This window comes from Bombella intestini, assembly GCF_002003665.1.
GTDB classification, from domain to species: domain Bacteria; phylum Pseudomonadota; class Alphaproteobacteria; order Acetobacterales; family Acetobacteraceae; genus Bombella; species Bombella intestini.
On sequence record NZ_JATM01000001.1, the window covers coordinates 423,695 to 436,884 of the forward strand.

At 55.0% G+C, this 13,190-nt stretch carries 10 protein-coding genes; all 10 read left to right on the plus strand.

The window, feature by feature from the left end; genetic code table 11:
* Window positions 1-10 precede the first annotated feature (10 nt).
* The 10 genes from miaB to AL01_RS02015 all read left to right on the plus strand — a co-directional run bounded on the left by miaB (window position 11) and on the right by AL01_RS02015 (window position 13,073).
* A complete protein-coding gene (gene miaB / locus AL01_RS01970) occupies window positions 11-1,396 on the plus strand; it encodes a tRNA (N6-isopentenyl adenosine(37)-C2)-methylthiotransferase MiaB (RefSeq protein ID WP_077395585.1) in 1,386 nt (461 codons plus the stop codon).
* The gene (locus AL01_RS01975) at window positions 1,393-2,496 is read left to right on the plus strand and encodes a PhoH family protein (RefSeq protein ID WP_077395586.1); all 1,104 of its coding nucleotides are present in this window, start codon (window positions 1,393-1,395) and stop codon (window positions 2,494-2,496) included. The genes miaB and AL01_RS01975 overlap by 4 nt, the downstream gene beginning before the upstream one ends.
* Entirely contained in the window at window positions 2,465-2,956 is a 492-nt protein-coding gene (gene ybeY / locus AL01_RS01980) for an rRNA maturation RNase YbeY (protein ID WP_077395587.1), read from the plus strand. The genes AL01_RS01975 and ybeY overlap by 32 nt, the downstream gene beginning before the upstream one ends.
* A 58-nt stretch (window positions 2,957-3,014) precedes the next feature.
* Window positions 3,015-3,899 (plus strand): hemolysin family protein, encoded by an 885-nt coding sequence (locus AL01_RS01985; RefSeq protein ID WP_077395588.1) that lies wholly within the window; start codon window positions 3,015-3,017, stop codon window positions 3,897-3,899.
* 86 nt (window positions 3,900-3,985) lie between these two features.
* The gene (locus AL01_RS01990) at window positions 3,986-4,642 is read left to right on the plus strand and encodes a thioredoxin domain-containing protein (RefSeq protein WP_077395589.1); all 657 of its coding nucleotides are present in this window, start codon (window positions 3,986-3,988) and stop codon (window positions 4,640-4,642) included.
* Between the two features lie 45 nt (window positions 4,643-4,687).
* Window positions 4,688-9,235 carry an AAA family ATPase gene (locus tag AL01_RS01995; protein ID WP_077395590.1) on the plus strand — a complete coding sequence of 1,516 codons (4,548 nt, stop codon included), beginning with the start codon at window positions 4,688-4,690 and terminating at the stop codon, window positions 9,233-9,235.
* Between the two features lie 147 nt (window positions 9,236-9,382).
* A complete protein-coding gene (locus AL01_RS02000) occupies window positions 9,383-10,039 on the plus strand; it encodes a metallophosphoesterase (RefSeq protein ID WP_077395873.1) in 657 nt (218 codons plus the stop codon).
* Window positions 10,029-10,376, plus strand: coding sequence for a chorismate mutase (locus AL01_RS02005; RefSeq protein ID WP_077395591.1), 348 nt, complete (start codon window positions 10,029-10,031; stop codon window positions 10,374-10,376). Before AL01_RS02000 ends, AL01_RS02005 begins: the two co-directional genes overlap by 11 nt.
* Before the next feature lie 116 nt (window positions 10,377-10,492).
* Complete coding sequence (locus AL01_RS02010; protein ID WP_241502656.1) at window positions 10,493-10,870, plus strand: glycerol dehydrogenase; 378 nt, start codon at window positions 10,493-10,495, stop codon at window positions 10,868-10,870.
* Window positions 10,863-13,073, plus strand: coding sequence for a pyrroloquinoline quinone-dependent dehydrogenase (locus tag AL01_RS02015; RefSeq protein ID WP_077395592.1), 2,211 nt, complete (start codon window positions 10,863-10,865; stop codon window positions 13,071-13,073). Before AL01_RS02010 ends, AL01_RS02015 begins: the two co-directional genes overlap by 8 nt.
* The last annotated feature ends 117 nt before the right edge of the window (window positions 13,074-13,190 follow it).

Consider the following 13,190-nt stretch of genomic DNA (forward strand, 5'->3'; position numbering starts at 1 on the left):
ACTATCATTCATGCCAGAACAGCTTTCCAACTCCCCATCACGAGGCCTGCACATCATCACATGGGGATGTCAGATGAATGTCTACGACAGTGCCCGTATGGCGGATGTTCTGCGACCACTTGGGTACAGCCCGGTAGACCTCCCAGATAACGCAGACATGATCATCCTCAATACCTGCCACATTCGTGAGCGCGCTGCGGAAAAGGTCTTCTCCGAACTGGGGAGGCTGCGCCAGATCCGTGAGGCCCGAAAACTGGAAGGCAAGGAAACCCTTATCGCCGTGGCAGGCTGCGTAGCACAGGCGGAAGGTAAGGAGCTTCTGGCTCGTGCCCCTTATGTGGACCTCGTCCTAGGTCCGCAGACCTACCATCGCCTACCCGAAATGGTCGCCCGCATTGCCCGTGCTGGTGGCAGCGTCATTGACACGGATTTTCCTGTTGAATCCAAGTTCGACCTTCTTCCGGAAGAGGCCGCACCGCAGAATGAAGGCAACCTAACGGCCTTTCTCACCATTCAGGAAGGTTGTGACAAATTCTGCTCCTTCTGCGTAGTCCCCTACACACGCGGCGCTGAAACAAGCCGTCCCGTGGCTTCTATTCTAGCAGAAGCTGAACGGCTCGTTGCCAGTGGTGTCAAAGAAATCACCCTACTAGGGCAGAATGTGAATGCCTTTCATGGTGACTGGAACGGTGGAACAGCCTCCCTACCGGAGCTGGCCGCTCTCCTTCATGAAAAGATTCCGGCTCTCAAACGCCTGCGTTACATCACATCACACCCACGAGACATGGAGCAGGCCCTGATTGATGCTCACCGGGACAATCCTATTTTCATGCCGTACCTTCATCTACCAGTCCAGAGCGGGTCTGACAAAGTACTGAAGGCCATGAACCGAGGTCATACGGCGGATGAATACCGGGAAATTATCAGCCGCCTCCGGGAAGCCCGCCCAGATATTGCTCTGACATCCGACTTCATTGTCGGCCATCCCGGTGAGACAGACGAAGATTTTGAAGCCACCATGCAGCTGGTGCGAGATGTACGATTCGCCAGTGCCTATAGCTTCAAATACTCCCAGCGCCCCGGCACCCCTGCGGCCGGACAGCCTTTTCAGGTTGCTGAGGATGTGAAAGAAAAACGGCTTGCAGCCCTGCAGGCTCTTCTGCGAGAACAGCAGGACGCATTCAATGCGTCTCTTGTTGGCACGGTTCAGGATGTTCTTGTCACTGGGCTCGGACGTAAACCGGGTCAGCTGAATGGGCGGTCCCCCTATCTCCAGCCCGTCCATTTTGAAGGTGATCCATCCCAAATCGGGCAGATCGTCAAGGTTCGCATTACAGCTCCTTTCACCAATTCCCTTGGTGGTCACCTCCATGAACAGGAAGGCACAGCCATTTGAGCCGTTCTGCATCAACTTCCTTCTCTTCCGGTCAGGAAGGACACCGCACGACAACCCTGCGCTTTGAGGATAATCAGCGTCTGCAGAAAGTCCTCGGCGATCACGACCGTCATCTTATCCGTCTGGAACAGGGAACCGGGGCGAGGTTGGTCTGCCGGGGCAACCGTGTGGCCATTTCCGGAGAGACGGAGGCCGTCAACCGGGCACAGGCTGTCCTCCATGCCCTCTACCAACAGGTTGGTCGGGGCGTAATTCTGGATGGCGATCAGGTTGATGGTGTCATACGGCTGACAGCCCTGCCATCCCACCGGCGCGCTGCACATCGCCCTTCCACAGAAGGAACAGCCCCACCTATGGATGCTTCCTCACTGGATAATCTTCCGCAGATACAAACCAAACGTGGCGTCATCGCTCCTCGTTCCCCTGGGCAGAGTGCTTATATGAGCGCACTAGCCAGAAAGGAGCTTGTCTTCGGTCTGGGCCCAGCGGGAACAGGTAAGACCTATCTAGCCGTTGCACAGGCTGTAGCCATGTTTCAGGCAGGGCAAGTAGACCGTATCATTCTCTCCCGCCCCGCTGTTGAAGCTGGGGAACGGCTAGGGTTCCTCCCCGGCGATATGAGGGAGAAAATCGACCCCTATCTACGGCCCCTCTATGATGCCCTCCACGACATGATGCCCGGCGATCAGGTCTCGCGCCGCATGGCCAGCGGAGAAATTGAAGTCGCCCCGCTTGCTTTCATGCGAGGGCGGACGTTGGCTCATGCCTATGTCATCCTTGATGAGGCTCAGAATACCACTCCCGCCCAGATGAAAATGTTTCTGACCCGCATGGGGCCCGGTACACACATGGCCATTACGGGCGACCTCAGCCAAATTGACTTGCCCCGTGGGGTCACATCTGGTCTGCGGGATGCCGTAGCAACGCTGGAAGGTGTTAAAGGCATTGCTGTCTGCCCGCTCACGGCGGCTGACGTTGTCCGTCACCCTCTTGTCGCCCGCATCGTCGAAGCTTACGATCAGCAAAGTGCCGACACAGCACCCGATCCCTACCACTCTTACCGGACGCATGATGAAACGCCCCACCGCTCCCCACGCTGAGGTCCTAGTCTCCGATCCACGCTGGCGTGCAGCATTGGGTAACGTAGAACAGCTCGTCCAGCGAGCCTGTCAGATGGCCCAACGTCATGGGAACATCTTCCCCGAAAACAGGCCAGGCCCCTCTTTCGTTTTCGCAGATGATCGCCATATCCGGCAGCTTAATGCTCAGTTTCGGGGCAAAAATAAACCGACCAATGTTTTAACATTCGAGCCGCCGGCCCCCATGCTGGGCGGGGACATCATCCTTGCCTATGAAACCATGTATCGAGAGGCCTTACAGGCCAGAAAGACCCTCCGGGCCCATACAGTCCATCTGACCGTGCACGGCCTCCTCCATCTGGCCGGGTATGACCATCACCACCCGGGTGAAGCCCGACAGATGGAAGGGCTGGAAACCTTCATCCTTAGACGAATGGGCTTTGGCGACCCCTGGAAGCCACGTATCTATCCAAGCTGTTAAGCCATCCGGTATTACCGCATTCTCTTTCCCGTCCGCAAACAGGAACATTCCGCACCCGATGAAACTTTTCCACCGCAAGGCACGCACAAAGACCATAAGGCAGCATATTGCTGACCTCGTCCGGGAAGCCGCCAGTCTGGGGAAGACAAATCCTGACGCTCCCGAGCTGGACAGGCAAGAGCGGGCACTTATCATGAACGTGCTGCGCTTACGCACCATCACGGCAGATGACGTCATGGTCCCTCGTGCCGATATCATCGCCATGCCGGATGATCTCTCCTTTGACGAGGCACTAGGCCTGATGCGGGAGGAAAATCACTCCCGTATGCCTGTCTATCATAAGGAGCTGGACGACATCATCGGGATGATCCACGTCAAGGATCTTGTCGCCCATATCGGTACGGAAGAGCCCTTCAATCTACGCTCCCTCCTCCGCCAGCCTCTGCTCGTTGCCCCCAGCATTCCAGTACTGGACCTTCAGCTCCAGATGCGCCAACGCCGCACCCATATGGCACTCGTTATCGATGAATATGGTAGTATTGACGGTCTCGTCACCATCGAGGACCTCATCGAAACTATTGTCGGCGACATATCAGACGAACATGACGAACCGGTCACGACCCCGTGGTTCAATCGTCCTGATGGCACGATTGACCTTGATGCCCGTCTGCCAGTTAAGGAACTAGAAGAACGTCTCGGTCCCGTCCTGACACGGGAAGAACGAGAAGCAGAGATCGAAACCGTTGGCGGCCTTGTCTTCCATCTCGCTGAACATGTCCCCGCCCGTGATGAAGTTTTGGTACATCCCAGCGGGTTAGAGTTCCGGGTTATTGATTCCGATGCCCGGCACATACTGACCTTGCGAATGCGGGTGCCTGCTCATCTTCGCCGTCAGCCAGAAACAACCGAAGGACAGACGATACCTTCTGATCCATCCTCTTGACGGTACGACCTCTCTTGCCATTCATGGCAAAATAAACCGTTAATCGATCTCTTATCGTCCCCCTCTTCCAGAAGAAAGGAGCCGTCATGACCGCTCGCCATTCACTTTCACGCCGTCATTTTCTGGCCAGTGGCCCCGCCTTGCTGGCAACCGGCCTAACAGCCGGCAACCTCATCGCACAGCGTCCCGCTCTGGCACAGGCCTCTACCCCGGCACCAAAAGACCCCCGCCTTGCCCCCCGCATCATCGGCGATGCTAAGGCTCCCGTTTTAGTCCAAGAATGGTTTTCCCTGACCTGCACCCATTGCGCCCATTTTGCGACAGATGTCTTCCCCAAGGTTAAGGAACAGTTCATTGATACTGGAAAGATCCGCTATCAGTTCCATGACTTCCCGCTGGATCAGGTAGCCATGATTGCCGCTATGGTCGCACGCACCCTGCCGGAGGAACGTTATCTGCCCTTCATAAGCTCCCTCTTCTCCCGCCAGATGCAATGGGCCTTCTCCGGTGGGGACCCAGTTACGCACCTCAAGCAAGAAGCTGCCCTCGCAGGGATTGCCCCCGATGAGTTCGATAAGATTAGCAAGGACATGACATTCGGGCAGGAGCTTTATCAACTGACCCAGCAAGATGGACAGACCTACGACATCAAGGGCACACCGTATTTCCGCTTCAATAATACGCCCTTCGCTCAGGATCCCGAAACTGTAGAAAAATTCGCCGAGCTCGTCAGCAAGGCCTAATCACCACACTCAACTCCTCCATCATTACAGTCCAAACGGGGTTCAATGACACAGCATAAGGCGCTCACGACCCGCCTCGATATTATTGGCTTCAAAAGCTTCGCTGATGAGGTCCATCTGGACATCCTTCCCGGTCTTACCGGCATTGTCGGCCCTAACGGGTGTGGCAAGTCCAATATTGTCGAGGCCCTGCGCTGGACGATGGGGGAAAGCTCAGCCCGTGCTCTGCGTGGCGGCGAAAGTGACGACCTCATTTTCGCCGGAACAGGAAGCCGGCCGGCTCGCAATCTAGCCCGCGTCACCCTCCATCTGGCGGCCGCTGCCGGTCTCGCCCCGCCACCTTTTCAACAGTCTGATGAACTGGAAGTCTCCCGACAGGCGGAACGTGGCGCCGGCAGTACCTACCGCATCAATAACCGTGTCATGCGGGCCAAAGATGTGCAGACCATCTTTGCGGACCTTTCCTCTGGGGCACGTAGCTCCTCTATCATCAGTCAGAACCGTGTCAGCCAGCTCATTGCAGCAAAGCCGGAAGAACGCCGCCTCCTACTGGAGGAAGCCGCCGGCATTACAGGTCTGCATGTCCGCCGCCGGGATGCTGAACTGAAACTCCGGCAGGCTGAAAGCAATCTGGAACGGGCCGAAGAGCATCGTCAGACGCTCGATCAACAACTCAATAATCTCTCCACCCAGTCTGAGCAGGCCCGCCGCTACCGGCAAGCTTCTGAAACCATTCGTCAGCATGAACGAGCCCTGCTCATCCTCCAGCACGCCAGAGCGGAAGAGCTGGTCAGAAGTCGCCGGGCTGCGCTGGAGAAAGCCCGTGAGGCCCTGACTAAAAGCGAGAAAGCGTTTCAAGCGGCACAGAACCTTGTCAACACCCAACGAGAAAAGCACCAGCAGGAAGGCGATGAACTAGCAACCCTCCGCCGTAAGCTGGAGCAAGTCCGCATCCATGTCGGCATCACGGAATCCGCCCTTCAACACAGGCAGAAGGCTTCGGAAGATCACACCCGCCAGCGGACCCAGCTAGAAGACGATCTCGCCCGCCAGAAAGCTGAACTAACTCGGCTGGAAGAACAGCAGACCACGACCCAACAGGCCCTGAAGCAACTTGCCTTACACAGGCAAACAGCAACGGCCAAAATGCCGGAACTAGAACAACAGCTTAATGAGCTGAAACAGCAAGAAGCAACCCAACAGGCTGACCATACAGCACTTTCTGCCCGTTATCAGGATGGCACACTCCAGCATGAACGGCTCCTAAGCCGCCAGCAGGAACTAGTTCGGCAGATCGCCGATGACCGCACAAACATTGAGCATCTGACAGCCGAACTACAAATTATTGAACAAGACTGTGCTCAGAACACGATCGCCGATCAGCGACGCCAGCAGGTGGCAAACAGTCTGGAACAGGCTGCAGCCTGCGAGCACACGGCCAAAGAGGCAGAAACACAGTTTCAAGAACAGAGGCTCATCAGCGAACGTACGCAACGTGATTTACAGGAAGCACAGGCACGACTTCGGCAACTGCACCAGCGTGAACAAGAACTGACGCAGGCTATCGCCAAACAGCAAGACCGCCTGAAGGCAGATCAGACACAAAGTCAGGACGTCAGAAACAACCTGCTTAATGAAGCAGACAAGGAACAACTTGCACTTGCCCATCAGACCGCACAGGAAAAGGCAGAGCAGGCGTCTCACGCTGAAAAAGACCTGACCCAGAAACGGGAAAAAGCGGAAACACTCTGGTTGGAAGAACAAGCGGCATTAGAAAAGTGCCAGCAGCGTCACGAGTTCTTACAACAAGACATCACCCGACTCACCGAGCAGCTAAAAGAACAGCAAGAACGCCACGTTGCCGCACAGACTAATCTAAAAAATGCTCAGGCTACGGCTATCAGCGCAAAAAAGCTTGAAACAACCCAAGCGAGCCTCAACACGCTGAAAGAACGGATCACTTCACGCCTCGAAGCCATAGCGCAGGTCGAAACGCAGCATGAACATCTTCTGAAGCAAGAAGAAGAAGCACGTCATGCTCTACAAAAAATCGAGGCAGACCTGCTGCGCCATAAGGGGGAATATGAAGGGCTGCATCGCAGCCTGCACAGCAGCCTCCTGACCATCCCTCACCCCATACTAGACCAGCTAGACATCCCGGACACCCTCACCAAGGCGGTCGCCAGTGCTATAACGGACGGGCTGGAAGCATCCCTCCCTCCCAAAGGCGACATGCTGGCCGATACACCACGGCAGTGGCGTTCCCTCCCCTCTCTTGCGGAACAGGCATCAGCAAACAAAAAACTGGCAGCCTTGCCCAACCTCGCCTCACTGATAACAACACCTCCCCCCCTAGAACGAGCCTTTCGCTCTATTTTCCTTCTAGAAAAAGCTGAAGATGGCCCCGCTCTTCAGGTTCATCTCCACCCCGGGCAAGCACTGGTGACAAAAGACGGTGCTCTATGGCGCTGGGATGGATTCATTCGCCAGCCCAACACGCCTACGGCTGAAATGGTTCGTCTCCAACAGGCGCAGCGTCTTAAAAAGACAGAAGCAGTCATCAAGACACTCACCCAGAACCATGATACCCAAAAGGACATCACCCATGATCTGCACCAGCAACGTGAAGAGTTAGAGCAGACACTAGCAGAGCAGCGTCAGACCTATCAGGAGGAGCGTGACGAACAAGCGCAACAGACAAACCTTCTGGATGGTCTAACCCAACGCTATGCCTTCCAGCAGGAACAGATCACCCTTCTCCAGAAGGAGGTTTCCAGCCGTGCGGCGCAGCAAGAGCACATAAAAAAGCAGCTTGATGCCGCCCAGACAGACCTAGCAGCCCTTTCCCTATCGGATAAACCTGTGTCTGATGCCGCCGCTGCTCTGCAGGCGATCCGGGCAGAAGAACAAGCGGCTCGAACCGCCTGTGAACTCGCCCTCTCCCAGCAGCAAAAAGCCGAGGCTGAACAACAGCAAGCCCTGTTCAGAGACAATGCCCTCAAGGAACGGCTGGAGGAGCTGACACACACCGTTACCCGCCTTGAACAGGACATCAAAGAACTAACCAGGCAGAGACAAAACGTTCTGGACGCACGGGCACAGATCAACCTTTCTGCCCTTCAGTCGGATATGGAAAAAGCACAGAGTGCCCTTCAGCAGTCCAAGCAAGCAGCCACAGACGCTAGCCAGAAAGCCGACATAGCCCGCAGAGACGCCACGCTACAGGAACAGGGCCTGCAAGAGCAGAGCCGCCGACTCGCCGGTCTTCAGGCCAAGCAGGAGAGCCTTTCCCAACAACGCAAAGCCTTGCAGGCGGCTCTAGAGAAACGTCTGAGCGATGAGGAAAACTGCCAGAAAAATCAGAGTAAACTCCCAGATTTAGCCTCCCTGAAGGCACAGCTGGCTCAGATAGGAGACGAGCTGACCAAAACGAGGGACAGCCTCCAACGCTATCAGACAGACCATAACGCCCTGATGCAGGAACTATCCCTGTTAAAGGAGCGGCATGACCACCTTCAGGCTGATAGCCAAAAACAGACCGAACGCCATACCCAGCTACAGGCCCTCATCACAGATATGACGAATCGTCATTCTGCTCTAATGGCCGCAGCACCAGACAAAGCTGAAGATAACAGCCTTACCCATCATAAAGAGCAGCTCCAGCAGGATATGGAAACGCTCAAAACACTGGAAGAGGCGGAACAACTGCTCACGACCCGTCTCACCCAGACTGCGGCTACCCTACAGGAGCAACAGGCCCTTCTGGACCACCATAAAGAGGGAGGCAGCCGCTACCGTGAGGATACTATCCGCCTTGGAGAACGCGTTGAGCAGGCTGAAGAAGCACTGGCACTTCTCCGCCATGATACTCCGTTGCCAGAAAATCCCGAAGTGCCAGAAAATGTCTCAGCCGAGGCCGAGCAGACTCTACGACAGACCCTAAAACGTGCCACAAAACACCGTGATGACTTGGGGCCAGTAAACCTCTGTGCCGAAGAAGAATTTCAGACGGCTCAGAAGGAGTCCGAACGAATCGCTAAGGAACATCAGGACCTTGCCAGTGCCATCGCACGCCTACGGGGCGGGGTCGGGGCAATCAACCGTGAAGGACGGCAACGCCTTATGGCCGTTTTTGCGGATATCAACGAACATTTTCAGAAGCTCTTCACCCGTATGTTCGGTGGCGGCAAGGCGCACCTCCAGATGGTCGGCAGCGACGATCCTCTAGAAGCTGGACTGGAAATATTCGCCCAGCCCCCCGGTAAGAAACTATCTACCCTGTCTCTTCTCTCAGGCGGAGAGCAAGCCCTTACGGCCCTTTCGCTGATTTTTGCGGCATTCCAATGTACGCCCGCCCCCATCTGCGTGCTGGATGAGGTGGATGCGCCTCTTGATGATGCGAACGTAGAACGCTTCTGCACACTCATCAGGGATATCACCCAAGAAACAGGCACTCGCTTTCTGGTCATCACCCATCACCAGTTGACCATGGCCCATATGGATCGTCTCTATGGGATCACCATGCAGGAACGAGGCGTGAGCCGTCTACTCTCCGTCAATCTGGATGAAAGCATCCGTATGGTAAGTGGTTGACCTTCTGTCATTATCATCGGACAATTAGTGCCCTTTAAGGCAACTGGAGGCTGAGTTTCCAAAACCGTGAACGATCGACCTATCTTTTCAGAACCACTGCTTGACGAATCGGTCTTATCCCGCATTCGTGAGCATGGTCTTCGCGTTGTGGGAGACGTGCACGGTGATCTCAATGCTTTCCGCCATGCCATAGCCACAAAACGCTTCATCATCCAACTTGGTGATCTGGTCGATCATGGGCCGGACAGTGCTGGCGTGCTGGAGACCATGTTAGACCTGCTGGAAACCCGCAGAGGCATGTTCGTTCTCGGCAATCACGATCGCAAGCTAGGTCGTGCGCTGGAAGGGCGACGGCTACGTCGGGATCTCCCGCTGGAAACTACCCTAAAGCAGATTCAAGCCTCTACGGCCGAGGACCTCGCCAATCGCTCCTACCAAGCTATTGCTCGGGCACCGGCATGGCAGAGGCTGGACAATATGCTCTTTGTTCATGGTGGGTTCCATACGGCCATGCTCTCCGGCCCGCCACCACAGACAGGGCTTGCCGACATGTCTGCCCCCCTCTCCCGAGCACTCTTCGGAGAGACCACCAGCCGCCTCCAGCCAGACGGCTACCCAGAAAGGCGACTGAGCTGGATTAACCGTATCCCCGAAGGCACAACCGTCTATGTCGGCCACGATAGACGATCTCTTGATGGCCGCCCTCTTCATCGCACTGGTCGATTAGGAGGCAAAGCCATCTTTATGGATCTTGGCGCTGGTAAAGGCGGCCATCTTGCATGGATTGATCTCAATGACTTCTGAGCATGACACACCTCTTGATCCAACACGGCAGCTAGCGGCTCTCCGCCAGCGCATTGATAATATTGATGCAGCCCTTATCTATATGCTGGCAGAACGGTTCCGCTGCACCGCAGATGTAGGGGCACTAAAGGCATCTTTCCAACTACCTGCCTGCGATCCCGCCCGTGAGAAAGAGCAGCTCACTCGCTTGCGTACTCTGGCCAATGATGCAGGATTGGATGAAGACTTCACGAAAAAGTTTTTTACCTTCCTTGTCGGAGAAGTCATTGCCAACCATAAGGTCATTGCCTCCAAAACTCGTCAAAAATCCTCTTCTTCTAAGATAGCGGGCGAATAAGTTAATCTATTTTACCTATGGAAACCACATAGACTTAATCCATTTATCTATTTTCCTATCTCCCAGAAATGCCTCCATAGTTACGGCATGGTTTCTGCTAAACTGGAGATAGTGCCGTGTCACCATCATCTTCCAGGCCGAAGCTGGGAATTGCGAGCCTAATTACCTACGCTCTGGCTCTACTAATCCTACTCTTTGGTCTTTATTTCGTCATTTTTGGTTCATGGCTCATTCTTTTGGGTGGGTCCTGGTATTACGCCCCATGCGGGATCCTTCTCTGCATTTCTGGTGTCTATCTCTTTCGCCAAAACCCTGTGGGAGCCTGGAGCTATTTGCTCGCTTGGGCCCTGACTATACCTTGGACCATCTATGAAGTTGGCTTCCACTTCTGGGGATGGCTACCTCGCCTCTTCGGCCCCACCCTGCTGGCTATTGCCGTTGCTGCCTGCGTACCTCACCTTCTTCGTAACCAGAAGGAACACCACAATGCGTAATCAGGCTTATCTCCTCGGGGTTCTTCTGGCAGGTACCGTTCTGGGTGCCTCACTTCCCTTCCAGACGGCTCGAGCACAGATCCCGCCGTCCGTTGAGACGCCCGGCCCGGATAATGACACCCCGGTAGCGGAACAGGCAACGTCTAGCATTTTCCATGACCCGGCCCCTGGAACACCGCAACCGCCCAGCGTCAATCCAGCCAATCTGCCGGACATTGATGAACTGGCGATTGATCAGCTACCGCAGGCTGTTCCGCAGCAAAGTGCCAATCCCAAGCCGGAGGACTGGCCCGCTTACGGGCGTGACGATCAAGCCACACGCTTCTCTCCCCTGACACAAATCACACCGGAAAATGTCGGGAAATTGCAGCGGGCCTTTGTCTATCATACCGGCAGCCTCCCCCCTAAAGACAAACCCAATAAATGGGCTGCAGAAACTACGCCAATCAAGGTTGGGGATTCCTTGTATCTCTGCTCAGCCACCAACGACATGATGCGTGTTGATGCGGCTACGGGGCAGGAAAAATGGCACTTCCATGCCCATGAAAGCTATGACGCCATTCCCTACACCGCTGCGTGTAAGGCTGTCACCTACTACACCTCCTCCACCGCTGCGGAGGGACAACCCTGCCATAACCGCATCATCGAATCGACATTAGACAATCGACTGATTGCCGTTGATGCTGATGACGGCAAGCTCTGCGAGAGCTTTGGCCATGGTGGGCAAGTCAATCTTATGCAGGGCATGGGCTGGTCCGTCCCCGGCTTTGTAGCCATGACAACAGCACCTCCCATCATCAATGGCGTGATTGTCGTCAATCATGAAGTGCTGGACGGCCAACGCCGCTGGGCACCGTCCGGTGTCATCCGGGGGTATGATGCCGAAAGCGGTAAGTTCCTCTGGGCATGGGATGTCAATAATCCAAACGATCATCACCAGCCAGACAAAGACCATTATTACAGCCGTGGTACGCCTAACTCTTGGGCTGCCATGACGGGCGATAATGCTTTGGGCTTGGTTTATGTTCCCACGGGTAACTCTGCCGCTGACTATTACAGCGCCATGCGGAGCGATGCAGAGAACAAGGTTTCATCCTCTGTAGTCGCACTGGATGTCCGCACCGGTGAGCCACGCTGGGTCTTCCAAACCGTCCATAAAGATGTCTGGGATTATGATATCGGCTCTCAAGCCACGCTGTTCGACTATCACGCTGATGATGGCAGTGTCATTCCCGCCCTCATTATGCCTACAAAACGGGGGCAGACCTTCATCCTCGACCGCCGGACAGGAAAACCCCTGCCAGATTTCCCTGTCGTGGAAAAACCTGCTCCTAGCCCCGGCTTTGTTAAAGATGACCCACGGGCTCCAACACAGCCTTGGTCTGTCGGTGTGCCCCGCCTTGGCTTCCCGCCACTGACAGAAGCAGCCACATGGGGCATCTCCCCTCTGGATCAACTGGCTTGCCGTATCAAGTTCCGGCGTGCCCATTATGTTGGTGAGTTCACCCCCCCTACCATCAAACAACCGTGGCTTGAATATCCCGGCTATAATGGCGGTAGCGATTGGGGTAGCATTTCCTACAACCCGCAGACAGGCATCATGCTCGCCAACTGGAGCAGCCTGCCTATGTATGATCAGCTGGTGAGCCGCAAGAAAGCTGACAAGATGGGGCTCATTCCTATCGACTCACCGCAGTACAACCCTGGTGCAGGTGGTGCTGAAGGCAACGGGGCACAGGCACAGACACCATATGGTATTGTTGTTACTCCTTACTGGAACAGCTTTACCCAGATGATGTGCAATGAGCCGCCCTATGGGTTGATTACGGCCATTGACCTGAAAGCGCATAAGGTCCTTTGGCAAAAGCCACTTGGTTCAGCTCGTGCCAATGGCCCCTGGGGTATACCGACAGGCTTGCCTCTGACCATCGGCACACCAAACAACGGTGGGTCTGTCATGACAGCAGGCGGCGTGGCCTTCATCGGTGCTTCGACCGATAATCAAATACACGCCATTGATCTCAAGACAGGCAAGACGCTCTGGACTGATGTCCTGCCCGGCGGAGGACAGGCCAATGCCATGACCTATGCCGTGAATGGTCGGCAATATGTTGCCATCATGGCAGGGGGGCATCATTTTATGCGTAGCCCTGTTTCTGATGCTCTGGTCGTCTATGCGCTACCAGAGGGTGATAAAAAATAATTAACCAACTTACTGGCCACATGAATAAATCATGTGGCCAGTATTTTTAAAAAATTAATCTAATTTACCTATAAAATATATAGAACTATCTTATTTATCTATTTTTCTATTCCGATA

Coding starts and splice junctions, on each gene's coding strand:
- miaB (WP_077395585.1), top strand. CDS start 11: ATGCCAGAACAGCTTTCCAACTCCCCATCACGAGGCCTGCACATCATC.
- ybeY (WP_077395587.1), top strand. CDS start 2,465: ATGATGAAACGCCCCACCGCTCCCCACGCTGAGGTCCTAGTCTCCGAT.
- AL01_RS01985 (WP_077395588.1), top strand. CDS start 3,015: ATGAAACTTTTCCACCGCAAGGCACGCACAAAGACCATAAGGCAGCAT.
- AL01_RS01990 (WP_077395589.1), top strand. CDS start 3,986: ATGACCGCTCGCCATTCACTTTCACGCCGTCATTTTCTGGCCAGTGGC.
- AL01_RS01995 (WP_077395590.1), top strand. CDS start 4,688: ATGACACAGCATAAGGCGCTCACGACCCGCCTCGATATTATTGGCTTC.
- AL01_RS02005 (WP_077395591.1), top strand. CDS start 10,029: ATGACTTCTGAGCATGACACACCTCTTGATCCAACACGGCAGCTAGCG.
- AL01_RS02015 (WP_077395592.1), top strand. CDS start 10,863: ATGCGTAATCAGGCTTATCTCCTCGGGGTTCTTCTGGCAGGTACCGTT.